Below are 25616 nucleotides of genomic sequence, written 5' to 3'. Positions count from 1 at the left end.
CTTGACCAAAGACATAGAGGCACCCCCCGACGTGCCCGGGGCACGCGTCAGCAACTCCACCAGCGCGTCCGTGATCTCCGCCAACTGCGATGACAGGCCGGCCAGTTCAACAGAGCCCTGTCACAGGCTGCCCGCTGCGCGGACCGGCCGACCACGTCACCGAGATGATCCCCGGCTACGAAGATCTTGCCAGAGCCACGTTCACGTGTACGCCGACAGTGGCGCGGCCGGGGGCAGTGCGGAGTTTGGTCAGGACGCGCCACGCCTTCAGGTTTGCGAGTCCGTGTTCGACGGGCAGCGTGTCACAACTCTGTCACCGCTACAGCCCCAGCGCCCCACCTGCCACACCATGTCCCTACACGTGTCATACCAGGGGGGACCATGCGCATCCGCACCGCCACCGCGGCCATCGCCGCCATACTCACCGTCACCGTCGCCGGCTGCAGCAGCGACAAGGGCAGCGACAGCAAGGCCGACACCACCAAGAGCACCGCACCCGAGACATCGAGCGCCGCAGACAACAGCGCCGCCGCCAAGAACGCCGGCATGCCACCCGAGCCCACCGGCGCCGAGCGAGACGCCGTCCTCGCGGCCATCATGGACGTCAACGCCAACCTCACCCATGACGAGGACAAGGCCATCAACGCGGCCCGCAACCAGTGCGCGGCCCTCGACGGCGGCGCGACAAACCCGGACCACAGCGCTGCACAGCGGTTCTCCTACAACGGCGTCACGCTGACCGATGACGACGGAAGTCACATCAACGTCGGCCTGCGCAAAACACTCTGCCCCGAATCCTGATCAGCCACCAACTCCGGCCCGGCCGCGACCGTATGTGGCCGGGCCTCACTGTGCCAGGGAGTGAGCGTGGCCACCGAGCGCAGCTGACTCACCAGCATCTGCTAGCCCAGCGCGGCTACCGCGAAAGCTTCCTCGACCGCTTCGAGGGCAACCCCTTTGCAGCACACCTGGGGGCCGGTCACCGGGGCGCTGGCCTCGGGGCTCCGCTGTTCAGCGCAGTTGCTCGGCAAGTCCGACGATGATGCCCTCCGGGCCGCGGAGGTAGCAGAGCAGATAGCTGTCCTCGAACCGGGCGATCTCGCCGACGAGTTCGGCGCCATGAGGGCGCAGACGGGCAACGGTGTCCTCGATGTCGTCGACGGCGAACATGACGCGGTGCGTGCCCAGAACGTTGTGCGGCCGGTTGCGCGGCCCGGCGCTGATCACCGCGGGGCTGCGGTACTTCGCCAGCTCGAGCCGGCTGTGGCCGTCCGGGGTCCGGACCATCGCGATGCCGCAGTGGACGCCGTCGAGTCCGGTGCACTGGTCGGCGACGAGGCCCTTGACCTCCGCCCTGCCCTCCAGCTCCATACCGAGTTCCAAGAAGAACGCGATGGCGGCATCCATGTCCTCGACGACGATGCCGACGTTGTCCATCCGCTGAATCGCCATGCCGACTTCCCCTTCTGCCTCGGGCGGCCGGTGGTGGCCGCTGATGTCCCTGGGACGGAGCCGGTGGCACGTTCTCGACATCCTCAGACCGCCGAACCCCGAGAATTCTGGATCGCACCTCACCACCGCTACAGCAGACCCGCGAGCGCTGAGCATTGCGCCTCCCCAACTGATTCACGGTGCCGGGTCGCCCTTGGCGGGTGGAGTTCCCCGTGCCACTCGCCCTCGCCCTCGCCGCACCCGTCCGAGCCCCGCCGCGCAGCGCCGGCGCGGCCAGCAGCGTGATCCGTACGGAAGCCGGGGACCGAAGTGCTCAGTCATAGCCACTCGTTGAGGACCGTGATCAGTGCGGCCGCTTCGCCCACAGGCTCGTTGATCAAGCGCAGCAGAGGAGCACACGACGGCGCTCGTCTGCATATATCTGCGCCCTTGGTGCGCTGGCGCTCGCCATATCCAGTGAACTGCGCCCCCGCTCTATGACCGCGGTGTTGTGCGCCCCGTAGCACTAGGACACGAACCGCCCACCGACGAAAGCAAGGCGCCAATCAGAGCATAAAGATCACAGCAGGTCATCCGATGCACACTGCACAGCGATAGGGATGCATCGCCCGCTCTACGCGGCTCTCCTGAGCGAGTGGCCCCCACCGGACGGATAGTGCCGGAGCGGCGATGCACAGTGGGACGTCCTGACCGCGACGCCGGCTCCAGCCGGCCCGTCACCGAGGCCCCACTTCACTCCCTCCCGCTCGCTGCAACAGATGCCCGTCGTGATCGAAACGACCTTTGGCCCGCCGGGCACTCTGGACCCGGCACCACGCAGGAGGTTTGTTCATGGCACTGACACAGTGGACGAACGCGATGGAGTGGCTGGCCGCAGCCGCACAGGACCCACGGACCTGCAAGAACGACTGGCAGCACGGCACTACCGGAATCCACCTCCTGGGCGCCGGACGCTTCTGGGACGTACTCGTCGTCCCCACCTGCCTCGGACTGCGCGCCGCCGACCTCCTCGACGGCATCCCTCGCCTCAATCCCGGCCCCGCCCTCTTGGACGACAGGCGGCAACACGTCGGCTTCTTCCTGCCACCTGAGCCCGCGACCACCTGGATCGGCCAGGGCACGCGCTACGTCACAAGAGGCGGCTGGATCGCCACCCCTGCGCCGCACTGCCGCTGGGGAGACCTGCGCTGGCTCTGCCCTCCCGACGGCAGCGGCACGCTCAATGCGCCTGAGGCCATGGAACGCGTCCTGTCCCGAGCCATGGACGAAGTCGTCCGCTCCCACGGCGCCAGGCACCACAAGCACGAACTCCCCCACCGAATCGCCAACACACCAAGATCCCGTGCGCGTGGATGACGTCGAAGTGCTCGCCGGGCACGAAGTCCAGGGTGACGCGGTGGCCGGCTCCCATGACGCAGGCGGGACCGCCTAATGACGACACAACTCCCGTCCACAGCCGCCCGACCCAGCTGTTCGTGAAGGTGGGCAAGGCAGCAATTAAGGTCCCGCGCGTCTGGGCGATGGCCACCCACGGCGGCACACCCTTCACCCACATCAGCATGGCGCCTGCGCACTTGGCCGAGCAGATAGCCGAGGCGCCGGGACGCCTGTGGGCCGCGAAGAGTCCGACGCGAGACATGCTTTCGGTACGGCTGCGCGCGTGCCCGCCGCACATCTGATCCGTTGGGTCTGCGACCGCCTCGGGTACGGACTGGAGCGGACCTCTTCCCGAGCAATCCTGTGAAGGCCTTCCCCATCGGTGGATGCCGTCCCGCGTCCCCGCACAGCCGATGGGGGGCGGCCCCCACGCCCAGGTTTCTGCACAGGCAGGCCGTCGGCCTCGACGGCGGAGGCCGTGTGGGCACCGGAGGCTAGGCGCGGGGGCGTCTGCCTCGCGTGCCTGGACGCACGCCGGTCGCCGCCGATCGTGCTCGCGCGGACCGCTGTGCTCTAGTCGGGCCGGCCGCGCCCGTGCCATACCCGTGGCTGAACAGGCGCCCTCAGCCGATGTCGAAGAGGGGACCCGTGAGGGTCAGGCCGAGCGCGCCGCCGACGTGGGCGACGAACCCGAACAGCATGAGCGCGGCGCCCGCGAGTGCCATGTCCTTTTGGAAATGAACCATCTCCATCTGACGTGCCTGGGGGTCGGTCTCCTTCCAGAAGGCATGCATCAGTACGGCGGTCGGCACGAGGAAGATGACCAGCAGCAGCGCCCCGAGGTCCGCCCACACGCCGAGGAGGACGCTCAGCCCACCCGCCAGGAGCAGCACACCGCTGCCGAGCACGGCGGGAACTGCGGCCGGCACTCCGCGTGACGTCGCGTATCCGGCCATGGCCTTGGTCTGGGTCAAGTGGCCGACCGCGCTGACGATGAACAGCGCCGAGAAGAGGATGCGCCCGATCAGGACCAGGACGTCCATGGCGGCCTCCAGCAAGGATTTGATTGAAGATCCAACCATCCACTCCCAGGCTACCTCCAGCGGCGGACCAACGGACCGTGTCACGGCCGTGCGGCAGACGCCCTGACGGAGGGCGGATCGGAGCCCGGCCGGGGCTTTGCACCTGTTCGGCGTCGTCCGGGCGGTACAGGCGGATGCTGCCGATGTTCTTCCGCCGGGTCAGCAGGCGGAAGTTGAGCAGTTCGGTGAAGGCGAACCCGACGACGCTCGCGCCGTGTGTGTCGACGTAGTTGGACTCGATCTCGGCGTCGGTGCAGTGCCGCAGCAGCCCCTCGATCATCCGGCGTCCGGCAGCCACAGGCGGACGCCGTCGGGGACCGCTCGCCGGTACGGCCTCACCGTGAGCCGATCAGCAGGCAGGCACGCGGCGAATCCGAGCGCGCCGTTCAGACAGCCGGCTGTAGGCGGACGCAGCACCGTCCCGGCGCCGGCACCAGGCACGCCTCAAGGCCGCTTTCGCCCAACCCCCTGAGCACGCCGCGCAGCAGATGCAGGTTCATCCCGCACACCGTCTCGGTGTGTTCGCGCGCCAGCACATGGAACGGGCAGTTGCCCAGCACGATCGCCTCCCCGTCGCGGCGCGGCTCGAACCCGTGGCGCTCCAGCAGGTCCGTCACGCCGACGGCTTCCTGCCCGCCCAACTGCTCGCCCAGCTCCCCCGCCTTGCGGTGCAGCACGATGCGGACCGGTTCGCCGGTCGCGTCGGACTCCTCCACCGCCTGCGCCAGCAGCCGGCCCGCCAGCTCGTAGCGCCGCTCGGGCAGGCTGACGCTGATCTGTCGGCCCGAGCGCCGGTAGAGCTTCGCGGGTCGGCCCGCGCCAGGGCCGGTGCGTCCACTGCGCCGCTCGTACACCGCCTCCAGCAGCCCCTGATCGGCCAGCCGGTCCAGGTGGAAGGCCGCCGTCTGCCGCGCCAGCCCGAGGGCCTGGGCCGCGTCGTCCCGGCCGACCGGCTCCGACTGGCGCACCACGTGCTCGTACAGCCGCCGACGCGTCGGCTCGTCCAGAGCCGCGACGGCGGAGACATCGGCGTCTGCCGCTTCCTTCGAGTGGTCCACGCACCCAGTGTAAAACCAACAGCCATTGACTAAAGAGACGAGGCGCGCTTCTATCGATAGTGAAAGTTGTCGATAGAGGAGGGTGTCATGTCATCCACCGCCCACGCGCCGGCCACGTCCCGGCACAGCCTCGCTGCCGACCCGGCCTACCAGGCGTTCTGGATCCTGCGGACGGGATTCACCGTTGCCCCGATCCTGTTCGGCCTGGACAAGTTCGCCAATCTGCTCGTGGACTGGCCGATCTACCTGGCGCCGTGGATCAACGACGTGGCTCCGGGCAGCGCCCAGGACGCGATGTATGCCGTCGGTGTCATTGAGATCGTCGCCGGCCTCACCGTTGCCGTGGCCCCGCGGTTCGGGGGCTGGCTGGTAGCCGCCTGGCTCGCCGGCATCATCGTCAACCTGCTGACCATCCCCGGTCATTACGACATCGCCCTACGCGACTTCGGTCTCCTGCTCGGTGCCGTCGCCCTGGCCCGGCTCGCCGAGCGCTACCGCACCGTACGGCAGCCGCGTCCTACTCAAGTTCGGTGAAATCGTCCCCTGTTCGGGGCAGGCGTTTCGCCCCGTACGCACTGCCCGGCCCGTTGGTTCATCTGTCTTGTGAAGAGATGCCGTAGGGGACATTCGGGTGGACTACCCGGTGCGCCGCAACTGCCCTCCCTCCCCTGCCCGTCGTCCTCTCCAACGACATCACACCTGAGGAGGCACTCGTGACTCGAATTCAGGCTTTCACCACGGACACCGCGGCATTTGAAGATCTCGACCCCTATCGCTTCCCCGCCGCGCGCATCGACGACCTGCCGGAGCAGACGCCGGCGGCCCTCGGCGTCACGGATCTGGACGACTACCTTCTGCCCGCACCCGACCCGGCGAGCCGCCTGTCCACTCCGCTCGAACCAGCCGACCGTCGCCGTCTGGAACTGCATGCCGCTCTCACCACCGCGGGTATCGCACCCCTGCCGGGCGACCTCGACGCCATCAAGGCCCTGTGCCAGCTGGACGACACGACCCACGCCGCGGTCCGGCGATGGATCAACCACACCATGTGACCTGCCGGGCCATCACGCCCACCGATCCGCCGGGCTGTCCGGGAACCCAGCGACAGCCGGATTCCCGGACAGCCCTCTTCGCCTACGGCTACTCGTCGGTGTCGTCCCGGTGCGTTCACAGAGCACGGGGTGCGTCGGTCGACGAGGCCGGCGAGAGCACCGACGCATGATCAGCACGCGCCCTGCGCGGCGGGCACCCACGGGGCTCGACCACCACGCGTTCGCACTGGCCCCCGCCTTGAAAGGTCGGCTGCCGCGGCGAGTGCCTCACCATGCATATCTGACCGGCTGCCCCGGGGCCCACCATCCACCGCGCGGCGCTCTAGGTATGCCGTTCTCGCCGGACGGTGCCGTTTCGGTCAGGCTGCGCGGTGGTGGTGGGGCAGGGTGCGGCGGCCGGCGGTGGGGGAACTGGTGGGAAGTTCCCGCATCCGGCGCACAGGGGAACAGAGGACCGGGAGGAAAGCGCCTGCCAAGCACACCGCCCCGGTCCACACCGCCACGCGTACGCCTGCGGTCTCACCGATGAGTCCGCCCAGCGCGGAGCCGACGGCGAGAGCGCCAGTGAGCAGGAAACGGAAGGTGGCATTCATACGGCCCAGCAATGCGTCCGGGGTCAGGCGCTGGCGCATGCTGACGCCGAGGACGTTGTCCAACCCCATCTTCGTGGTGGCCGCCAGCCAGCCGGCGGCGGCCACCCACAGCCAGGGGCCGCGTCCGATCAGCGCAACGGCCGACGCGGCGGGAGCGAACCACAGGCCGGCGAGCGCCAGGGCGCGGCCGTGGCCGAAGCGGGCGGCGGCATGGCGGGCGCAGACGGCGCCGAGCAGGATGCCCAGTCCGCCGACCGCCCAGTACAGACCCAGTGCCCCGGCCGACAAACCCAGGTCGCGCGTGAACAGTACGGGCAGCACGGCGTTGATCATTTGTGCGCCGAGGTTGCTGAGTGTCGCGGTGAGCGCCAGCGCACGTAGATCGGGCCTGCCGAGGACGTGGCGCAGACCCTCCCCGATCTCGGCCCCCAACCGCCTCCACGGCGCCGTGGAGGTGGTGGTGTGGGCGTCGCTGTCGCGCACACCGGAGAGGCCAGCGGCAGAGATCAGATAGGCGATGGCCGCTCCCAGAATGGCCGCCGGAGCCGTGAGCAGCTGCACGAGGAGGCCGCCGGCGCCGCGGCCGGCGATGTTGGCGCCGGCCATCAGGCTCACCACCGCGGTATTGGCCGGCACCAGGCGTTCGCGGCCGACGAGTTCCGGCAGGACGCTCTGTGAACCGATGTCGAAGAACACGGTGGCGCAGCCGTTCAGCAGCACGACCGCGTACAGCTGCGGCAGCGACAGCACGTCCAGCCACCAGGCGACGGGTACGGAGGCGAGCAGCGCGGCGCGCGCGGCATCGGCGGCGACCAGGACCCGGCGGCGCGGCAGCCGGTCCACCCAGGCCCCTGCGGGCAACCCGATGACGAGGAAGGCGGCGGTCGACAGAGCCGCCAGGGCGCCCGCCTGGCCGGGACCCGCGTTGAGGACGGTGACGGCGAGCAGCGGAATCGCCACGTAGCCGATGTTGGTGCCGAGATGGCTGAACGCGCTGGCGGCGAAGAGCGCACGGAAGCTGCGCAGGCGCCACGGAGACTCCGGTGGTGGATGCATGCGCGTACCGTGCGTGGCGTTCCGCGGCTGCGCCTATTGATTTAGCCTCAGCTGAATGATCGAGGTCGGGTTCAGCATGGAGGACGTGGCCCGTACGCGGTTCGCGCTGTCTCCGCTGTGGGAGGTGGTGGCGAGCGTACGGGTGCTCAAGGGCGCCGACGAGCAGGGCCTGCACCGCACTTGGACAGATCGGGCCCGGCCACGGCTCGCGGCCGCCGGACTCGACCTCGGCGTGCTGTTCGACCTGGTCCCCGTGCCGTCCCGGTCACCGTGGGCGGGCAGCGTCCCGTCGTTCCTCTGCCCGCCACCCACGACTCCGCTGCCCTCGCTCGCCATGGAGCTCGCGACTTTGCGGGCCACCCCGCCGGAGCTGATCAGGACGACATCGGCGGTGTCGGCCGAGCGCATGGCGGCACTACGCGCGAACCCGGAAGCGGAACTCGCCCGCCTGGCAGAAGCCATCGAGGCGTACTGGGAGCTGGTTCTCGCCCCGTACTGGCCCAGGATTCTCACCCTCCTGGAGAGCGATATCCGCTATCGCGCGGGCCGCCTGGTGGACGGCGGCGCACAGCGCCTGTTCGCGGACCTGGACCCGCAGGTCGCCTGGGCGGACGGAACCCTGCACCTGTCCCACCGCAGCGTGCGAGGTCCCCGCGCGCTGGACGGCCGGGGCCTGTTGCTGGTGCCGTCGGCCTTCGTGTGGCCGCGCATCTTCTCCGTGCTGGGCGAGCCGTGGCAGCCGTCACTGCGCTACCCGCCGCGGGGCGTCGGCGCCCTGTGGCAGACCCGCCCGACACCCGTCCCCGAGGCGCTTGCCGGGGTGATGGGCCGCTCGCGCGCTCTGCTGCTGGCCGAGCTGACGGCTCCCGCCTCGACGACCGAACTCTCCCGCCGTACCGGCCTCACGCCCGGCGGCGTCTCCCAGCACCTCACCGCCCTGCGCACAGCGGGCCTGGTCAGCGCCCACCGGTACGGGCGGCAGATGCTGTACGCGCGAACCCATACGGGAGAGGCGGTGGTCGAGGCGGCAAGCGCAGAATCATGAGCAACCCGCCGACCCACGACACACCTGAGTCCCCATGGGGGGTGGGAGCGCAAGGCGGCTCGGAAATGGGCGAGTCCCGCGATAACGCCTGTCCTGTATGCCCATGATGGGCGAACCGATAGCCCCGGGAGGTGCGTCATGTCGGTTGCCGAAGGAACCGTGTCCTTCCGCGGGTACCGCACCTGGTACCAGGTCGTGGGCGAGCTGCCGTCGCCCGTCGGCAAGCTGCCGCTGGTCGTGGTCAACGGCGGGCCGGGCTGCCCCCACGACTACATGCAGGACCTGGCGGCGTCGGCCGATGAGAGCGGGCGCCCGGTCGTCTTCTACGACCAGCTCGGTTGCGGACGGTCCGACCACCCGGACGACCCGGCCCTATGGGTCATGGACACCTTCGTCGAGGAGGTCGCAGCCGTGCGGGAGGCGCTCGGGCTCGGCCGGATGCACCTCCTCGGCCATTCGTGGGGCAGCCAGGTGACCCTCGAGTATGCGCTCGGTCGACCCGCCGGACTGGCGGGACTGGTGCTTGCCAGCCCTCTTGCCAGTGCTCCCGCTTACGAGGCCGAAGCACGCCGGCTGAAGCAATCCCTTCCCCCTGAGGTGCAAGAGGTGATCGACCAGCACGAGGCGGAGGGCACCACCGGTGACGATGCCTATGAGCGAGCCACCATGGAGTTCTACAAGCGGTGGCTCTGCCGACTGGATCCGTGGCCCGATCACCTGTTGCGCTCGTTCACCAACTGGCGCCAGGACGTGTACGAAACGATGTGGGGCACGGAGTGGAATATCACCGGCAACCTCAAGGACTGGGACGTCACTGCCCGTCTGGGCGAGCTGGAGTTGCCCGTACTCATCACCTCCGGTCGCCACGACGTGACGACCCCCGCGGTGGTCCGCCCGCTGGCCGACGGTATCCAGAACGCCGAGTGGGTCATCTTCGAGCAGAGCGCGCATCTGGCCTCGGCGGAGGAGACGGAATGCTTCCGCCAGGTCCTCGAATCCTTCCTCAGCAGGGTGGAAGCAGCCGACCCAGGGCTGTAGCGCAGTGGCCCGGCGTCGACCGGGCCCGCCGCGGGGCCGCCCAGGGGCGAAGACGAGTCAGTGCGGGTCTGCCGAGGGAGGGAGGGCGGACAGGGCGGCGCGCCAGCCGCCGAACGTGGTGATCTCGCGGGCGCCGTCGAGGGCCTCGGGCTCGCAGAGGAAGCCTGGCACGAGGCTTCCGTCCGCGAGTTCCACGGTTCCCAGCGCCATCGGGCGGGGCAGCGACGCGAGGAGCGCGCCCAGGCCCTCGGCGGGCAGCTGCCACACCTCGGCCTCGATCGCGCCGCCGCCCTCGCGGGCCCGGACCAGGCCCGGCTTGGGAGGCACCGTGTTCAGCGCGTACAGCCGGTAGGCGTCCGCGGTCGTGGTCGTACGCACCAGCCGGCCGCCCAGGGCGAGCAGTTGTCCGTTCAGCGGCTGCCCGGACAGATGTGCACCGACCACCGCGAGCAGCAGCGGCGGAGCGCTGAGGAGCCCGGCGATGCGCGCGAGCCGCTCGTCCGTGAACGCCGGGCCGATCAGCATGACGCCGAAGGGCAGACCGTTCACCTCGCCGGCCGGGATGGCGACCGCCGCCAGGTCGAACAGGTTCGTCGAGTTGGTGAACCGGCCGAGCCGGGCGTTGGCCCCCAGCGGGTCGGCCGCGACCTCGGCGATGGTCGGATGGCCCGGTGTCGTCGGCAGGAGCAGCGCGTCCGCGTCGTTCAGTGAGGCCAGAGCCCTGGTGCGGAGGGAGAACAGCTTCTGGTTGTCGGCGTAGAGCCGGTGGGCCGGGATGTCCCGGGCCCGGGAGATGATCGCGGCCACGGTCGGGTCGAGGTCCACGGAGTCCGCGTGCTCGTCGATGAAGGTGCCGACGGCGGTGTAGCGCTCGGCGACGAACGCGCCTTCGTAGAGCATCGCCGCGGCTTCGGTGAAGGGCTCCAGGTCGATGGGCAGGAGCTCGGCGCCCGCGTCGGCGAGCACGGCGGCGACCGTCCGGAAGGCCTCGGCCCAGCCCTTGTCCAGCTCGCCGAGTTGCGCGGGCTCGGGGACAGCGATCCGCCACGGGCCCGGCCGCCGCTGTTCCAGCGCCGGGAGCTGCCGCCCCGACGGCGACGCCATGCAGGACAGCGCCCGCTCGGCCTCCGCGAGGGTTCGGGCGAAGACCGTCACACAGTCGAGCGATGCGCAGGCCGGGACGACGCCCTCGGTCGGGACGAGCCCGATGGTCGGCTTGAGGCCCACGATTCCGTTGAAGGCCGCCGGTACCCGGCCCGACCCCGCGGTGTCCGTACCGAGCGCGAAGTCCGCGATGCCGAGCGCGACCGAGACCGCCGAGCCGGAGGAGGAGCCGCCCGAGACGTACTGCGGGTCGACGGCGTTGCGGACCGCGCCGTACGGGCTGCGGGTGCCGACCAGGCCGGTCGCGAACTGGTCGAGGTTGGTGGTGCCGAGGACCACGGCGCCCCCTGCCTTCAGGCGGGCCACGGCCGGGGCATCCGCCTCCGGCCGGTACGCGTACGAAGGGCAGCCGGCGGTGGTCGGCAGCCCGGCCACGTCGATGTTGCCCTTGACCGCGAACACCGTTCCGGCCAGCGGCAGCCGCCGGCCGGCGGCGACCTTCGCGTCGACCTCGGCGGCGTCCCGCTCCGCCTCGGCCTGCGGGCGCAGGCCGATCCACACCTCGGGCCGGTCCACCTGCGCCATACGCGCGTACGCGGCCCGTACCCGCTCCACGGCGGTGATCGTGCGGTTCATGCGGCCCTGCCTTCCTTCGCACGGCCGACGGCCGCGTCCGTCGTCTACGCCATGCTCCGTGACCGCACGCCCTACCTGGCACGGCCACACCCGCGTCTCATCCCTTGACTTCAGCATCAGGCAGCCGCCTGCGCGGTCTCGGCGGGAGCGAGGACGACGAGGGGGGTGCCCGCCTCGACCTGGCTGCCCGACTTGGTCAGGACCGCCGTGACGATGCCGTCGGCGGGGGCCGGGACCCGTGACTCCATCTTCATCGCCTCCAGCGCGAGCAGTTGCTGGCCGGCCGACACGCTGTCGCCGACCTCGACGTTGACCTGCCAGACGGAGGCGGTGAACTCGGCCTCGACCAGGTGGCCGCCTTCGGGGACGGCGATGTCGGTGGTCGGCGGGGCGACCTCGATGGCCGTATCGGCGCGGGCGAACTCGCCCGCCGCTTCCCAGGCGTCCCGCTCGGCGCCGAACGCCGCGCCCTGCCGGGCTCGGAACGCGGCGATCGACTCGGCGTTTTCGGCGAGGAACGTCTGGTACGCGGCGAGCGAGAAGGTGCCTTCCTCGGTCTTCGGTACGAAGCGGCCGGAGGTGATGTCCGCGCGCAGCTGCTGGAGTTCACCGGAGTCGACCGGGTACCACTTGATCCGGTCGAAGAAGCGCAGCAGCCAGGGCTTGCCCGGCTCGAAGGCGCCGCGCTGTTGCCAGCCCGACCACACCTGGGTGGTGCGGCCGACGAACTGGTAGCCGCCGGGGCCCTCCATGCCGTAGATGCACAGGTACGCGCCGCCGATGCCGACCGAGTTCTCCGCGGTCCAGGTGCGGGCCGGGTTGTACTTGGTGGTGACCAGCCGGTGCCGCGGGTCCAGCGGGGTGGCGACCGGCGCACCCAGATACACATCGCCCAGCCCCATGACCAGGTACTCGGCGTCGAAGACGGTGCGGTAGACGTCGTCGACCGTCTCCAGGCCGTTGACACGGCGGATGAACTCGATGTTCCACGGGCACCAGGGGGCGTCGTCGCGTACGCCCGCCATGTAGCGGGCGATGGCTTCGCGGGTCGCCGGGTCGTCCCAGGACAGCGGCAGGTGCACGATCCGGCTGGGCACCACCAGTTCGTCGGTGGCCGGGAGTTCCTCCTCCACCCGCAGCACGGTATCGAGGAGCTTGTCCTGCGGCAGAACGTCGGGGTCCGTCTGGACCTGCAGGGAGCGGATGCCCGGGGTGAGGTCGACGATGCCGTCGACCTCCCGCGCGGCCAGTGCCTCGGCGAGCGCGTGGACGCGCATGCGCAGGCTGAGGTCGAGCTGCATGGGCCCGTACTCGACGAGGAGGTTGTCGTCGCCGCTGCGCCGGTAGGTGACCGACGGGCGGGCCTCGGTCTCCTCCAGACGGGCGAGGATGCCGCCGTCGACGATCACGTCGCGGTCGGCCCGCGGGGCCGCGACCGGGTTCCGCCGCAGTTCGCCGGCGGCTGTCGCGGTGACCGGGACGAAGCGGACCGTGTCACCGGGCCGGAACTGGCCGAGCTTCCAGCGCTGCCCGGTGACGACCGTCGCCGGGCAGACGAAGCCGCCGAGGGAGGGCCCGTCGGGGCCGAGGAGGACGGGCATGTCGCCGGTGTAGTCGACGGCGCCGACGGAGTACGGCGTGTCGTGGATGTTGGACGGGTGCAGGCCCGCCTCGCCGCCGTCCGTACGCGCCCAGCGCGGCTTGGGTCCGACCAGGCGGACGCCGGTGCGGGCCGAGTTGAAGTGGACCTTCCAGTGCGCGGCGTAGAAGTCGCGGATGTCGCCCTCGGTGAAGAACTCGGGGGCGGCGTGCGGGCCTTCGACCGCACCGACCCGCCACTCGCCGCCGAAGACGGGGCGCTGGTCGAGGGGGACGACGGAGGTCTGCGTTCGGGCCTGGGCGCCGTGCAGGACGTCGCCCGCGCGCAGGGCGCGTCCGCCGTGCCCGCCGAACCGGCCGAGGGTGAAGGTGGCCGCGCTGCCCAGGAACTCCGGTACGTCCAGACCGCCCGCGAACAGCACGTAGGTGCGCAGGCCGTGTTCCTCGGGCGCTGCGACGGCGAGAGTCTGTCCGGCGTCGACGGTGACCGGCTCCCACTGCGGTACGGGGGTGCCGTCGATCGTCGCCCGCGCGGGAGCGCCGGTGACGCAGACCGTCGTCGGGCGGGTGAACCTCAACGAGGGGCCCTGGAGCGTGCATTCGAGGCCGGGCGCGCCCTCGTCGTTGCCGAGCGCGGTGTTGCCGAGCCGGAAGGACAGGTCGTCCATCGGCCCGCACGGGGGGACGCCGACCTGCCAGTAGCCGGTGCGTCCGGGCCAGTCCTGCACGGTGGTCAGGGTGCCCGGTGTGACGACCTCGATGCGTGGCGTCGGGTCGACGATCTCGGTGAGCGAGGCGGTGGAGTGGACCGCGGCGCGCACGTCGGTGTCCCGCAGCGCGGCGCGCACCAGGCCGAGGTTGGTCTCGATGCCGTCGACTCGGGTCGCGGCGAGGGCCGCGTCCAGCCGGTCGAGCGCCTCGGCGCGGTCGGCGCCGTGTGCGATGACCTTGGCGAGCATCGGGTCGTAGGAGGTGGTGACCTCGGTGCCGGTCTCCACCCAGGTGTCGACGCGGACGTCCGTGGGGAAGGCGACGCGGGTCAGCAGGCCCGCGCTGGGCCGGTGGTCGCGGGAGGGGTCCTCGGCGTACACACGTGCTTCGACGGCGTGGCCCTTGGGGGCCGGGGGCTCGGTGACGACCGCGGTGTCGCCCTGCGCCAGTCGGAGCATCCACTCCACGAGGTCGACGCCGTAGATCTCCTCGGTGACCGGGTGCTCCACCTGGAGGCGGGTGTTGACCTCGAGGAAGAAGGCCTCCTCGCGGACGGCGTCGTACACGAACTCGACCGTGCCGGCGGAGCGGTAGTCCACGGAGGCGCACAGCTCCCGTGCGCTAGTGGCGAGTTGACGCCGCACGTGGTTAGGAAGGCCTGGGGCCGGGGCCTCCTCCAGGACTTTCTGGTTGCGGCGCTGCAGTGAGCAGTCGCGGTCGCCGAAGGTGACGACCTTGCCGTGTCCGTCGCCGAAGACCTGCACCTCGACGTGGCGGGCCCGTTCCACCAGCCGCTCCAGGAAGACGCCGGCGGAGGAGAAGGAGGCCGCGGCCACGCGCTGCACACGGTCCCAGGCGTCGGCGAGGTCGGCGGCGTTGTGGCAGGCCTGCATGCCGATGCCGCCACCGCCGCCGGTCGCTTTGAGCATGACCGGGTAGCCGATCTCCTCGGCCGCCGCGAGGGCGGCGGCCATGTCGGGCAGCAGTCCGGTGCCGGGGGCCAGCGGCACGCCGGCGGCCTGCGCTGCGGCGCGCGCGGTGTGCTTGGCGCCGAACAGGTTCAGTTGTTCGGGGGTGGGGCCGACGAAGACGATGCCGGCGTCGGCGCAGCGGCGGGCGAAATCGGCGTCCTCGGACAGGAATCCGTAGCCGGGGTGGACGGCGCCGGCACCGGTGTCCTTGGCGGCCTTCAGGACCAGCTCTGCGTCGAGGTAGGACTCCTTGGCGGGCGCGGGGCCGAGCCGTACGGCTTCGTCGGCCAGCCGGACGTGCGCGGCGCCCCGGTCCGGGTCGGAGTAGACCGCGACGGTGCGCAGGCCGAGCCTGCGGGCGGTGCCGATGATGCGGGTCGCGATCTCGCCGCGGTTGGCGACCAGCAGGGTGTCGAACGTCATGGTGCTCAGCCCTCGTCGCTCTCGTCCGGCTCGGTGATCGTCATCCGCACGGCGGTGGGGTCGAAGCCGTTGCAGGGGTTGTTGATCTGCGGGCAGTTGGACAGCAGCGCGAGGACATCGGTCTCGGCACGCAGGACGACCTTCAGGCCCGGGGCCGAGATGCCGTCGACGATGCCGAGGGTGCCGTCCTTCTCGACCGGCACGTTCATGAACCAGTTGACGTTGGAGACCAGGTCGCGCTTGCCGAGGCCGTGCTTGCTGCCCTCGGCGAGGAAGTTCTCCACGCAGGCGTGCTGCGACCAGGTGTGGTGGCCGTAGCGGAGAGTATTGGACTCCTTGGAGCAGGCCCCGCCGACGGTGTCGTGCCGCCCGCAGGTGTCCTCGACGACGGTCATCAGGGGCGTGTGCTCGTTGGACAGCAGCACCGAGCCCGTGGTCAGGAAGATGTTGCCCTGGGCGTGGATGGTGTCGGGAGCGCTGTAGCGCACGGAGGTGTCGTGCGCGTCGTAGACGAGGAAGTCCGCGGCCTGGTTGCCGTGCAGGTCGGTGATGGTCAGCAGTCGGCCCTTGCGGACGATGGCGGACCAGGCGGCGCGGGCGGGGACGGTGTCGTCGGAGACGACGCGGCCTGCAACGGTGGTGGTCATGCGATCCCCCGGGCGGTGAGGTGGCCGGCAGTGTTCAGGAAGACGCGGCGGCCCTCGGGTGTGGCGTCCCACAGCGCGTCACCGGGGGCTGTCGGCGCAGCCCGGTACGCGAGGACCTCAAGGTGTGTGCAGGTGTACTCGGGGCGCGGGTCCAGCGGGTGCGGGACGTTGGCGATGAGGACGGTGACGTCCTGCTCGGCGCGCAGTGTGACGGCCTTGCGGGGGCCCGCGGAGCCGGTGAACTCGGTGGAGCCGTCCTCGGCGATCCGCACGCCCTGGAAGAAGGAGAGGGACGGCGGGAGGTCGCGCGGGGCGAGGCCGTTCTTGAGGGCGGCGAGCTTGAACAGCTCGCGCCCGGCCGGAGAGGCGGACTGAGGGGTTCCGTCCCCGTAGCGCTCGGTGTTGCGCGCGAGGGTGGAGGTGCCGGTGAGGGAGTCGTGCCGGCCGGAGGTGTCCTCGATGACGGAGGCGAGGATCCGGCCCTGGTCGGACAGGAGCAGGTGCCCCTTGCCGAGGTAGGCGCTCCAGAGCACCTTGACGGTGTCGGCAGCGTTCAGCCGCTCCCAGGGGCGGTCGGCGCTGAACAGCAGGAGGTGCGCGCACGCGTCGCCGGTGAGGTCGGTCAGCCGCAGCTCGGTGCCACGGGCCAGGACCTGGTGGGTGTAGTTGCCGCCTGCCACGGTCTCGGCCCACACGATGTCCTCGGCGGCGATGCCCTCGGGAGGCGCCGGCCAGTTGCGGGCGGGGAGTACGGGCATGGTGTCGACCTTCGTGCCCTCCTGGGCGCGGGCATGGTCGCGGGCGCTGTGCGCCGACGCTGTCACTGACGCTGCTGCCACGGCTCAACCTCCGACTCGGCCTAATTTCTGTCGTGCGACAGAAATTAGTGCGCGGGGGATTCGAGGCCATTGCCCGTGCGTTTCGGGCCAGTTACCGCAAACTCTCACTCCGCAGGAACGGGACGCGCGCGCCCCGGAGGACTCGCGCGGGCCTGTGCGAGGATCACTGCGTGAACACCCGCAGCAGCAGAAGAGTCGGCCGTCCGCGCGCACAGGAGCGCCCCGCCAGCGGGCTGGAGCCGCGCGAAGAGGTCCTGGCCGCTGCGGCCCAGCTGTTCACGACCCATGGCTACACCGCGACCACGACCCGCGCAGTCGCCGAGCAGGCCGGTCTGCGTCAGGCGTCCCTGTACCACTACTTCGACGGCAAGGTGGCGATCCTCGCCGCCCTGCTGGAGGGGACCGTCCGCCCCTCGCTGGAGGTGGCGCACGAGCTGGTGTCCCGTACGCAGACGTCCCCGGAGGCACGACTGTGGGCGCTGTGCCACTCCGACGCGGCACTGCTGTGCGGCGGCCCGCACAACCTCGGGGCGCTCTACCTCCTGCCCGAGGTGCAGACCGAGCGCTTCGCCGTCTTCCACCGGGTCCGGGTCGAACTCAAGGCAGCCTACGGCGAGTTGCTGGCCGCCACCGAGCCGGGGGCGGCGCTCGACGCGGAGGACCTGGCGCTGCGCACGGACCTTCTCTTCGGCCTCACCGAGAGCGTGATCCTCATCCGGCGCGCAGACCCCGGCCACGATCCGCAGGCCCTGGCGGCCGCAACGGCCGACGCGGCGCTACGGGTCGCGGGCGTGCCGCAGCGCTCCCTGGCGCGGCTGCGCCGCGAGGGGCAGCAGCTCCTCGCGGCGGGTGCCTGACGCGGCGTCCTGCTCGACTTTTGGTTACGCACGGCCTCGACTGTCAGTTACGTACGCCCTCGTCCAGGACGGGCCCGGCCGGGACCTGGCTGTCCGGGCCCTTCGGCGTGGACGCCGCGTCCTTGCGGCTGCGGTACCAGCGATACGCCGCACCCGTGGCGACCGTGGTACCGACGAACAGAACGGTGAACCACTGGAAGTACCAGTGGCCGCCCTCCGGGTCGTACACCTCTCCACGCGGCCAGGAGAGATTGACCGTCATGAACAGTCCGTAGCCGACCGCGAGCGCGTTGACGGGCAGTCCCCAACGGCCGAGAGAGAACAGCGGTTTGCCGAGCTCGTCGCGATCGCCGCCGTCCGCCGGCGGCCACTGGCCCTTCAGCCGCCGGATCAGCATCGGGCCGGTGACCATCGCGTACGCCAGGTACACCATCGCGATGCACGTGGTGCCGATGGCCAGGAACGCCTGCGGCGAGCCGAGGTTGAGCAGAAGCAACAGCCCGGCGCAGACGCCGACCACCACCGCGGCCGTACCAGGCATCCCGGTCCGCCGCGGCACCTTCGCCAGCCGTGCCGACTGCGGGAGGACACCGTCACGCGCCATGGAGTAGAGCATGCGGGTGGCCGAGGTCTGGATCGCCAGGGTCGCCGCGCAGACGGCCAGGGCCACGTCGGCGAGCAGGACCTTGCCGAGGCCGTCGCCGAGAGTGCTGGTCAGCACATAGCTCAGACCCTCTGTCGCCAGCCGCCCGTCGGTCAGGCTGGGTGCGGCGAGCAGTCCGCCGAGCAGCAGCAGTCCGCCGCACAGGCCGGAGGTCGTCAGCGCGCTGAGTGTCGTGCGGGGTGCGGTGCGCCGTGGGTTGACGGTCTCCTCGCTCATCTCGCTCGCGCTCTCGAAGCCGATGAGGACGTACGCGGCGGTGAACGAACCCACCAGCAGTGCCGCGATCAGGCCGCCCTCGCCACCGGTGTGCAGGGTGATGCCGGGATCGCGTTCCGCGTGGGTGGCAAGGAGCGTGACGATCAGGGCTACGCCGACGATCTCGGCGGTGACGCCGACGGTGTTGACGGCCGACAGCGCCCGGTTGTCGAGGACGTTGAGCAGCGTGGTGAGCGCGAGCAGGACCAGTCCCAACAGGGCGGCGTTGGCGGCGCCGCTGGTCGTGGTCGGTGACGGGTCGCCGCCGACGATCTGGAAGCCGGACCAGATGGCGGGCAGGACGACCTGCAGCGCGAGTGCGGCGGCGGCCACGACCACGACCCGGCCGACCACCATGATCCAGCCCGCGTACCAGCCGAAAGCCGGACTGCCGAGCCGGCTCGCCCACTGGTAGATCGCCCCCGCGATGGGCAGCCGGGCCGCGAGTTCAGCGAAGCAGGCGGCGACGAGCAGCTGGCCGACGAGAACGGCGGGCCAGGTCCAGAAGAACAGGGGCCCGCCGAAGGAGTAGCCGAGGGCGAAGAACTGGAAGACCGTGGTCAGCACAGAGATGAACGAGAATCCGGCGGCGAAGGACGCGTAGCGGCCCATCCGGCGCCGCAGCTCCTGGCGGTAGCCGAACTCGGCGAGCGAGCCGTCACCCGCGTCGCCGGGTGAGGGAGGTGCCGGCGGTGTGGGATCGGTGGTCACGGTCATGGCGGTCCCCTGTCGCGGAGGCGAGTTCCAGCGAAATTCCTATCGAGTGACAGAAATTAGGGACAGCTCGTTTCCCTCGCATTTCGCAGCCGTCTCCGAGCCGTTAGTGCCTCCTCACCCACGCAGCGCCGCGCGTCCGCCTCACCGAGCAACTCAGCGAGCTTCCCGACGCGGCGAGTGGACGCCGAGCGGACACGCGTTCGCGGGCCTCACGGTCAGTGAACCGTGAGGCCCGCAGCGGGGGCCGCGGCAGCGGGGTGCCTCGGCTCGGTGATGTTGCCGCGGGTCAGTCGGCCGGTGTCAGTGCGACCTCGGCGCTGCCCGAGAGCGACGGCAGGCCGTCCGGGGGCGTGTCCCTGTAGGTGGCGTTGAAGACCGCCTTCAGGTCGTCCGCGCCGGCGTGACCGCCGTCCACGAATGTCTCGAACGATCCGGAGCAGCCGTTGCTCGACGAGAGCGGATGGCCGTGCGAGTCGTGGCCGAGGATGAATGAGACGGTGACCTTGGAGCAGTCCACCGGCTGGTCGTCGGTGACGGTGACCTGCCAGGTGACCGTGTCACCCCAGTGGAAGGGCGTACCGCCGTGCGGAGCCGGGTCGGTGGTGAGCGAGACGACCGGCGCCTTGTTGCCGACCACCACGGGGACAGACACGGAGGCCGAGCGCCCGGTGCGGTCGGTGACCTTCAACGTGGCGTCGAAGACGCCGTTCTTGGTGAAGGTGTGCTTCGGGTTCGCCTCCCTGGAGTCCACGGTGCCGTCGGCATCGAAGTCCCAGGCGTAGCTGAGGGCGTCACCGTCGGCGTCCTTCGTACCGGCGCTGGAGAACTGGACCGTCAGCGGGCTGGTGCCGTTGGTCACGTCCGCGGCGGCCTTGGGCTCCGGCGTGCGGTTGCCCCGGGTGAAGTCGATGCGGGAGAGCTGGGCCTCGGGCAGCTCCGCAAAGTACCCGGTGCCGTACTCAAGGACATACAGCGCGCCGTCCGGGCCGAACTCGGCGTCGATCGGGCCGTCCGTCGTGATCGAGGGGATCGCGTCCTCGATCTTCTGGATCTCGTTCTGCTTGCCGAGGGTGATGGCCTTCATCTGGTCGCGGGTCCACTCGTAGAAGAGCGGCTTGCCGTCGAAGTACGCGGGCCAGCGGTTCTCGGCCGTGTTCCACTTGTCGTAGCGGTACGCCGGGCCGCCCATCGGGCCGATGCCGCCCGTGCCGAGCTCGGGGAACTCCTCGGAGGCCCCATAGCCGTAGACCATCTCCGCGTCCTCGACCGGCGGCAGCTCGCTCAGGCCGGTGTTGTGACGCGAGTCGTTGACCGGCTTCGCACAGTTGAACGCGCCGCTCGACTTCTGGGTGGCGAAGTCGTAGTCCTGGTACGGCATGTCCTGGGTCACGCAGAACGGCCAGCCGTAGTTGGCGGGGCGGTCGATGACCATCCAGCGGCCCTGGCCGCCGGGGCCTCGGTTGGCGTTGGCGTTGCGGGCGTCGGGCGAGTAGTCGCCGACATAGACCTCGCCGGTCTTGTCGTCCACCCCGAAGCGGAACGGGTTGCGCAGACCCATGGCGTAGATCTCGGGGCGGGTCTTCGCGGTGCCCGGCGCGAAGAGGTTGCCGTCGGGTATCGCATAGCCGCCGCCGCGCTTGACCTTGATGCGCAGGACCTTGCCGCGCAGGTCGTTGGTGTTGCCCGAGGTGCGTCGCGCGTCGTAGACCGGGTTGCGGTCGGGGCGGTCGTCGAGCGGGGCGTAGCCGTCCGAGGCGAACGGGTTGGAGTCGTCGCCGGTCGACAGGAACAGGTTGCCCTTGTGATCGAAGTCGATCTTGCCGCCGACGTGGCAGCAGATGCCCCGGTCGGCCGGGACATCGAGGATCTTCTGTTCGGTGCCGAAGTCGAGCTTGTTGCCCACGAGCTTGAACCGCGAAAGGCGCGTGACGCCCTCGTACTTGGCGAAGTCCGCGGCCGTGCCGAACTGCGGTGCGTCCCCTTCGTTGACGCCCGCGGTGGCCGGGTCGTCCATGGGGGTGTCGAGGCGGGGCGAGTAATAGAGGTAGACCCAGCGGTTCTTGGCGAAGCCGGGGTCGACGGCGATACCCTGCACGCCTTCTTCATCGTGCTGATAGAGCCCGGCAGGGCTCTTCTTCAGGTCGGCGGCGAGGAAGTTCACGCCGCTCTTGGGGTCGTGGATCCGGACCTCCCCGGTGCGTGCCGTGTGCAGTACGCGCCGGTCGGGCAGGACGGCGAGGGCCATGGGCTCGCCCGGGCGGTCGTTGAGGGTGACCTTCTGGAAATCCGACGGGGCCGGCGGTGCGGAATCCGATTTGGCGGCTTGTGCTGGAGAGAGAGGCAGGAGGCCGACGGCTCCGGCCAACGCAGCCGCCCCCACCAGGGTGACGATCCGTCTGTTGCGCACTCAGAACTCCTCTGTTTTCTGGCCGGCGGCAGCAAAAGCCCAGGGCGTGGCCCCGGCTGGCCGCTGCAGAGTGACATCGGGTGAAAACCCGTACGAAGTGAGGCAGTTGGACGCTAGAGCGCCCACTTTCAACTCGTCAAGGACAAAGTTTCAACTTCCTCAGGGAAAGATTGTCCCGGCGATTTCGGGGTGTTCAGGGCGTTTTGGGCACGCCCGGGGCCCGCCCGGCGCCAAGGCGCCGGGCAGGTTCTGCGGGTGATGCTCCGTCAGTGGCAGGCGCGCAGAGCCGCGAGGTTGTCGTAGCCGACCCGGGCGAACTCCAGCGACTGACCGGGGGTGCTCGCGCTCGGCGCGTTGTCCTGCTCGACCATCGGGTTGTGGTAGTTCTTCGCGCCCACCCGGGTGAAGAACTTCCGGTAGTCGATGTCACCCGTGCCGAACGGCACCATGTCGTAACCCAGGCCGCTTTGGGGGTTGACCACGCCGTCCTTCGCGTGGAAGAGGGGGAAGCGGTTGGTGTTGCGGACCACGAGAGCGGCCGGATCGAAGACCTGCTCCTGCTGCGAGCCGTCGTGAGCGGTGAACGTGTGGAACTTGTACTGGGCCACGTGCGCCCAGAAGACGTCCAGCTCCAGATAGACGCTCTTGCGGTCCGTCACCTCCAGGAAGTACTCCAGCTTCCGGATGCCGGAGCTGCGGGTCGGCCGGCCCTGGGCGTCGAGCGGACCGCCGTCGAGCAGGAAGTCGTAGGCGCTGTCGTGGTTGTGGGTGTAGAGCTTCACGCCCTCGCTCCGGGCGATGGCGCCCATGGTGTTCCACTTCTCCGCGGCGACGTCCCAGTCGGCCCGGTAAGGGGTGCCGGTGGGGTCGCCACCGGTGCCCATGTGGTCCATGCCGAGGATGTTGGCAATCTCCAGGAACCGCTTGAAGGTGTCCAGGTCGGCCTGGGTCAGCGGCCAGGACGGCGGGATGAAGCCGTGGCTGCCCTGCGCCCGCAGGCCGTACTCGTCGAGCCAGGAGCGCATCAGCTTCGCGCCCTCGACGGTGCCCAGGTTCGCGCCGCCGGCCGCGTTGGCGTGCTGGCCGTAGCCGGCGAACTCCACCTGGCGGTAGCCGAAGCGCGACAGCTGCTGGAACACCTCGCGGAAGCCGGAGGGCAGGTTCGAGGCCAGCGGGTCGCGGCCGATCGCATCGCGGACGGTGTAGAGGATGATGCCGCGCTTGTGCGGCGGGACCAGAGCGGATCTGCCCCGGTCCTCGACGGCGGCTTCCGCGCCGTCCTGCGCCAGCGCGGGTGCGGCGCCGACCACCGGTGCGGCGATCGCCACGGCCGTGGCGGCCGTGCAGGTGCTGAGGAAACGGCGGCGGCTGATGCCGAGCGTGCGGCGCAGGGCGTCGCCGGTGACGGCTTCGTCGTTGAACGCGGTCACAGTGTTTCTCGCTTTCGTTGTCACGGTGCTGCGGTGCCTGACGGCAGCCGTCTCAGGAGAGGCCGGCGAGCCGCAGCAGCAGGGACTTCACATCGGTGGCCGCTACGCGGCCGGACACTGCGCGGGGGGTGGAAACCAGGACGAGCGGACCTTCTTCGTCGCTCGTGGGGAGGCGGCCGTGGCTGCCGCGAACAGGAGAGGGGTCAAGGGGCACGAACGCCATGCGGTAGCGCATGCCGAGCTTCTTGCGGGCCACCGCCTTGGCCGCCTTGAGCCGCACGTAAGGATCTTCGGGATCCATGAACAGTTCGACCGGGTCGTAGCCGGGTTTGCGGTGGATCTCGACCAGTCGCGCGAAGTCGGGGGCGCGGTCGTCGTCGAGCCAGTAGTAGTACGTGAACCAGGCGTCCGGTGCGGCGACCGCGACCAGCTCCCCGGAGCGCGGGTGATCGAGCCCGTTGGCCTTCTTGCCCTCGTCGTCGAGGATCGCGTCGATGCCCGGAAGGTCCTCCAGCGCCGCGCGGGTGGCTTCCAGGTCCTCGGGCCGACGCACGTAGACATGCGCGACCTGGTGGTCGGCGACGGCGAAGGCACGGGACGCCATCGGGTCCAGGTACTCCATGCCGTCCTGGGTGTGGACTTCGAGGAGTCCGGCCCGGCGCAGGGCGCGGTTGATGTCGACGGGGCGGCTGACGCGGGTGATGCCGTACTCGGACAGGGCGACGACGGTACGGCCTTCCGCGCGGGCGTCGTCGAGCAGCGGGCCGATGACGGCGTCGAGTTCGGCGGCAGCTCGGTGGGAGCGGGGATCGTCGGGGCCGTAGCGCTGCAGGTCGTAGTCGAGGTGTGGGAGATAGCACAGGGCCAGGTCGGGCCGGCGGGTGCGCATGATGTGGCGGGTCGCCTCGGCGATCCAGCGGCTGGAGACGATGTCCGCGCCCGGCCCCCAGAAGTGGAAGAGCGGGAACGTGCCGAACTTCTCCGTCAGTTCATCGTGCAGGGCCGCCGGCCGCGTGTAGCAGTCGGGTTCCTTGCGGCCGTCGGCGTAGTAGATCGGACGGGGGGTGACGGTGATGTCGGTGTCGGCGCCCATGGCGTACCACCAGCAGATATTGGCGACGGTGTAGCCGGGGTGGGCGCGGCGGGCGGCGTCCCAGAGTTTGTCGCCGGCGACCAGGCCGTTGTGCTGGCGCCACAGGAGTACGTCGCCGAGTTCGCGGAAGTACCAGCCGTTGCCGACGATGCCGTGCTCGGCCGGGAGCGCGCCGGTGAGGAAGGTGGACTGGGCGGCGCAGGTGACGGCGGGCAGCACGGTGGACAGGCTCGCCTGCGAGCCCGAGGCCGCGAGCGCCTTCAGGCGGGGCATGTGGTCGAGGAGACGGGGGGTGAGGCCGACCACGTCGAGGACCAGCAGCGCCGTGGGGCGAATGCTCATGGCAGCTCCTTCAGGCCGAGGTCCGTCAACAGGTCGCGGGCGAGGGTCAGTTCGGCGGCGAGGCCGTCGACGAGCTGGGTCCTCGTGCGGGGGCGCAGCTCGGGCGGGAGCGCCTGCCAGGTGTAGGTCTCGACCTCGAGATGACGGGTGCGCGGCTCCCCGCCTCCCACCAGCAGGTTCAGGGCCTCCTTCAGCACGTGCAGGGTGGAGGTGAGCGGTGGGGTGGGCGGGGCGTGCAGGGGGACGTGGAAGTGGGCGCGCCAGGGCGCCGCGTCGGGGAGCGCCTGGCCGCCGAGGGCCTCGCCGAGGTCGTCGGTGCCGCGTAGGCCGGCGGCGGTTCGGGTGCGGGTCTGATGCAGGAAGCGCGGTTCGTCGAAGGCGGCGAGCGCCTCGCGGACTTCGGGGAGGTGAGGGTGCTCGGCGTGCAGTGCTGCCGACAGCTGCGCCTTGGGGATGCCGATACCGGCCGCGTCGAGCGCGGCCAGCGCCGTTGCCGGGTCCTCGAAGGAGGTGGCCAGGTGGCACGTGTCCACGCACACGCCGATACGGTCGCCCGGCAGCGCGGTGAGCGGTCCGATCGCGTCCGCGGTCGTCTCCACCGTGCAGCCGGGCTCCGGTTCGAGGGCGATGCGGATCGACTTGCCGGTCAGCTCCTCCAGCGCGTCCAGCCGCTCCGCCAGGGTGGTCAGCGCGGCGCCTGCGGTGGCGGCGGCGCGCTCGTCGAAGTCGGTGCGCCAGGCGAGCGGAAGGGTAGAGATCGTTCCCTCGGTGACGTCGTCCGGAAGGAGCGCCGTCAGGAGCCGGGCCAGGTCGGTGGTGTGCGCGAGGCGTTCGGCGTCGGCCCAGTCGGGCCGGTAAACGCGGTACTTGACCTCCTGGGCGCCGAACCCCTCGTAGGGGAAGCCGTTCAGCGTGACGACTTCGAGGCCGCGCCGGTCCAGCTCGGTCCGCAGTTCCCGCAGTGCCACCGGGTCGGTGATCAGCGCGCGTGCGGCGTCCTTGGCGAGCCACAGGCCGATGCCGAGGCGGTCGCGTCCCAGGCATCTGCGGACCGGCTCGCAGTGGTCGCGCAGTTGGGCGAGGACACCGTCGAGGGTTTCCGCGGGGTGGACGTTGGTGCAGTAGGCGAGGTGGACGGTGGACCCGTCGGGGTGCCGGAAGCGCATGA

At 70.5% G+C, this 25616-nt stretch carries 20 protein-coding genes and 1 pseudogene; 7 read left to right on the top strand and 14 right to left on the bottom strand.

What is annotated here, in order from left to right:
- Positions 1-381 precede the first annotated feature (381 nt).
- Entirely contained in the window at positions 382-801 is a 420-nt protein-coding gene (locus OHT76_RS41860; protein WP_328876122.1) for a DUF732 domain-containing protein, read from the top strand.
- Positions 802-1011: 210 nt separating this feature from the next.
- Here the strand turns inward: OHT76_RS41860 and OHT76_RS41855 are convergent, their stop codons facing one another.
- Positions 1012-1452 carry a VOC family protein gene (locus OHT76_RS41855; protein ID WP_328876121.1) on the bottom strand — a complete coding sequence of 147 codons (441 nt, stop codon included), beginning with the start codon at positions 1450-1452 and terminating at the stop codon, positions 1012-1014.
- An 831-nt stretch (positions 1453-2283) separates the two neighbouring features.
- Between OHT76_RS41855 and OHT76_RS41850 the strand changes: the two genes are divergently transcribed.
- Positions 2284-2808: a hypothetical protein gene (locus OHT76_RS41850; RefSeq protein ID WP_328876120.1), complete on the top strand. Its 525-nt coding sequence runs from the start codon at positions 2284-2286 to the stop codon at positions 2806-2808.
- Between the two features lie 644 nt (positions 2809-3452).
- Here the strand turns inward: OHT76_RS41850 and OHT76_RS41845 are convergent.
- From OHT76_RS41845 to OHT76_RS41835, 3 genes and pseudogenes are all read right to left on the bottom strand, one after another.
- A complete protein-coding gene (locus OHT76_RS41845) occupies positions 3453-3872 on the bottom strand; it encodes a DoxX family protein (protein ID WP_328876747.1) in 420 nt (139 codons plus the stop codon).
- A 148-nt stretch (positions 3873-4020) separates the two neighbouring features.
- Positions 4021-4191 (bottom strand): annotated as a pseudogene (locus OHT76_RS41840) (Tn3 family transposase); the annotation flags it as partial.
- Positions 4192-4297: 106 nt separating this feature from the next.
- Positions 4298-4969: a helix-turn-helix transcriptional regulator gene (locus OHT76_RS41835; protein ID WP_328876119.1), complete on the bottom strand. Its 672-nt coding sequence runs from the start codon at positions 4967-4969 to the stop codon at positions 4298-4300.
- An 87-nt stretch (positions 4970-5056) separates the two neighbouring features.
- On the opposite strand from OHT76_RS41835, the gene OHT76_RS41830 reads away from it, so the two are divergent.
- Positions 5057-5503: a hypothetical protein gene (locus OHT76_RS41830; RefSeq protein ID WP_328876118.1), complete on the top strand. Its 447-nt coding sequence runs from the start codon at positions 5057-5059 to the stop codon at positions 5501-5503.
- A gap of 179 nt (positions 5504-5682) precedes the next feature.
- Positions 5683-6021, top strand: coding sequence for a hypothetical protein (locus tag OHT76_RS41825; protein ID WP_328876117.1), 339 nt, complete (start codon positions 5683-5685; stop codon positions 6019-6021).
- A gap of 359 nt (positions 6022-6380) precedes the next feature.
- Here the strand turns inward: OHT76_RS41825 and OHT76_RS41820 are convergent, their stop codons facing one another.
- Positions 6381-7670, bottom strand: coding sequence for an MFS transporter (locus OHT76_RS41820; protein ID WP_328876116.1), 1290 nt, complete (start codon positions 7668-7670; stop codon positions 6381-6383).
- 55 nt (positions 7671-7725) lie between these two features.
- Between OHT76_RS41820 and OHT76_RS41815 the strand changes: the two genes are divergently transcribed.
- Together OHT76_RS41815 and OHT76_RS41810 are read left to right on the top strand one after the other, a co-directional pair.
- Positions 7726-8715: an ArsR/SmtB family transcription factor gene (locus OHT76_RS41815; protein WP_328876115.1), complete on the top strand. Its 990-nt coding sequence runs from the start codon at positions 7726-7728 to the stop codon at positions 8713-8715.
- A gap of 138 nt (positions 8716-8853) precedes the next feature.
- The gene (locus OHT76_RS41810; RefSeq protein WP_328876114.1) at positions 8854-9753 is read left to right on the top strand and encodes a proline iminopeptidase-family hydrolase; all 900 of its coding nucleotides are present in this window, start codon (positions 8854-8856) and stop codon (positions 9751-9753) included.
- A gap of 57 nt (positions 9754-9810) precedes the next feature.
- On the opposite strand, the gene atzF is transcribed toward OHT76_RS41810, so the two are convergent.
- From atzF to OHT76_RS41790, 4 genes are all read right to left on the bottom strand, one after another.
- Complete coding sequence (atzF, locus tag OHT76_RS41805; RefSeq protein WP_328876113.1) at positions 9811-11493, bottom strand: allophanate hydrolase; 1683 nt, start codon at positions 11491-11493, stop codon at positions 9811-9813.
- Between the two features lie 116 nt (positions 11494-11609).
- The gene (uca, locus tag OHT76_RS41800; protein ID WP_328876112.1) at positions 11610-15197 is read right to left on the bottom strand and encodes an urea carboxylase; all 3588 of its coding nucleotides are present in this window, start codon (positions 15195-15197) and stop codon (positions 11610-11612) included.
- A gap of 5 nt (positions 15198-15202) precedes the next feature.
- Positions 15203-15844 carry an urea amidolyase associated protein UAAP2 gene (locus OHT76_RS41795; protein ID WP_328876111.1) on the bottom strand — a complete coding sequence of 214 codons (642 nt, stop codon included), beginning with the start codon at positions 15842-15844 and terminating at the stop codon, positions 15203-15205.
- Complete coding sequence (locus OHT76_RS41790) at positions 15841-16683, bottom strand: urea amidolyase associated protein UAAP1 (RefSeq protein WP_328876110.1); 843 nt, start codon at positions 16681-16683, stop codon at positions 15841-15843. Before OHT76_RS41790 ends, OHT76_RS41795 begins: the two co-directional genes overlap by 4 nt.
- Positions 16684-16853: 170 nt before the next feature.
- Here OHT76_RS41790 and OHT76_RS41785 point away from each other — a divergent pair, with 170 nt between their 5' ends.
- Positions 16854-17540 carry a TetR/AcrR family transcriptional regulator gene (locus OHT76_RS41785; RefSeq protein ID WP_328876109.1) on the top strand — a complete coding sequence of 229 codons (687 nt, stop codon included), beginning with the start codon at positions 16854-16856 and terminating at the stop codon, positions 17538-17540.
- 43 nt (positions 17541-17583) lie between these two features.
- Here OHT76_RS41785 and OHT76_RS41780 read toward each other — a convergent pair whose 3' ends face one another.
- The 5 genes from OHT76_RS41780 to eboE form a co-directional block, all read right to left on the bottom strand.
- Positions 17584-19176: an amino acid permease gene (locus OHT76_RS41780; protein WP_328876108.1), complete on the bottom strand. Its 1593-nt coding sequence runs from the start codon at positions 19174-19176 to the stop codon at positions 17584-17586.
- Between the two features lie 286 nt (positions 19177-19462).
- Complete coding sequence (locus tag OHT76_RS41775; RefSeq protein ID WP_328876107.1) at positions 19463-21583, bottom strand: PQQ-dependent sugar dehydrogenase; 2121 nt, start codon at positions 21581-21583, stop codon at positions 19463-19465.
- Positions 21584-21849: 266 nt separating this feature from the next.
- Positions 21850-23013 carry a sugar phosphate isomerase/epimerase family protein gene (locus OHT76_RS41770; protein WP_328876106.1) on the bottom strand — a complete coding sequence of 388 codons (1164 nt, stop codon included), beginning with the start codon at positions 23011-23013 and terminating at the stop codon, positions 21850-21852.
- A 52-nt stretch (positions 23014-23065) separates the two neighbouring features.
- Positions 23066-24448: a nucleotide pyrophosphatase/phosphodiesterase family protein gene (locus OHT76_RS41765; RefSeq protein WP_328876105.1), complete on the bottom strand. Its 1383-nt coding sequence runs from the start codon at positions 24446-24448 to the stop codon at positions 23066-23068.
- On the bottom strand, positions 24445-25614 hold the full coding sequence (gene eboE / locus OHT76_RS41760; protein ID WP_328876104.1) for a metabolite traffic protein EboE: 1170 nt from the start codon (positions 25612-25614) through the stop codon (positions 24445-24447). The genes OHT76_RS41765 and eboE overlap by 4 nt, the downstream gene beginning before the upstream one ends.
- Between the last annotated feature and the right edge of the window lie 2 nt (positions 25615-25616).

This window comes from Streptomyces sp. NBC_00287, assembly GCF_036173105.1.
Taxonomy (GTDB): domain Bacteria; phylum Actinomycetota; class Actinomycetes; order Streptomycetales; family Streptomycetaceae; genus Streptomyces.
Note: the sequence above shows the minus strand (reverse complement) of the source record. Positions and strands in the feature narration are given on the sequence as shown.

Excerpts from the sequence above, each read along its gene's own strand:
- OHT76_RS41860 (WP_328876122.1), top strand. The coding sequence starts at position 382 with ATGCGCATCCGCACCGCCACCGCGGCCATCGCCGCCATACTCACCGTC.
- OHT76_RS41780 (WP_328876108.1), bottom strand. The coding sequence starts at position 19,176 with ATGACCGTGACCACCGATCCCACACCGCCGGCACCTCCCTCACCCGGC.
- OHT76_RS41810 (WP_328876114.1), top strand. The coding sequence starts at position 8,854 with ATGTCGGTTGCCGAAGGAACCGTGTCCTTCCGCGGGTACCGCACCTGG.
- OHT76_RS41830 (WP_328876118.1), top strand. The coding sequence starts at position 5,057 with ATGTCATCCACCGCCCACGCGCCGGCCACGTCCCGGCACAGCCTCGCT.
- OHT76_RS41815 (WP_328876115.1), top strand. The coding sequence starts at position 7,726 with ATGATCGAGGTCGGGTTCAGCATGGAGGACGTGGCCCGTACGCGGTTC.
- OHT76_RS41765 (WP_328876105.1), bottom strand. The coding sequence starts at position 24,448 with ATGAGCATTCGCCCCACGGCGCTGCTGGTCCTCGACGTGGTCGGCCTC.
- atzF (WP_328876113.1), bottom strand. The coding sequence starts at position 11,493 with ATGAACCGCACGATCACCGCCGTGGAGCGGGTACGGGCCGCGTACGCG.
- eboE (WP_328876104.1), bottom strand. The coding sequence starts at position 25,614 with ATGCGCTTCCGGCACCCCGACGGGTCCACCGTCCACCTCGCCTACTGC.
- OHT76_RS41850 (WP_328876120.1), top strand. The coding sequence starts at position 2,284 with ATGGCACTGACACAGTGGACGAACGCGATGGAGTGGCTGGCCGCAGCC.
- OHT76_RS41795 (WP_328876111.1), bottom strand. The coding sequence starts at position 15,844 with ATGACCACCACCGTTGCAGGCCGCGTCGTCTCCGACGACACCGTCCCC.
- uca (WP_328876112.1), bottom strand. The coding sequence starts at position 15,197 with ATGACGTTCGACACCCTGCTGGTCGCCAACCGCGGCGAGATCGCGACC.
- OHT76_RS41820 (WP_328876116.1), bottom strand. The coding sequence starts at position 7,670 with ATGCATCCACCACCGGAGTCTCCGTGGCGCCTGCGCAGCTTCCGTGCG.
- OHT76_RS41845 (WP_328876747.1), bottom strand. The coding sequence starts at position 3,872 with ATGGACGTCCTGGTCCTGATCGGGCGCATCCTCTTCTCGGCGCTGTTC.
- OHT76_RS41855 (WP_328876121.1), bottom strand. The coding sequence starts at position 1,452 with ATGGCGATTCAGCGGATGGACAACGTCGGCATCGTCGTCGAGGACATG.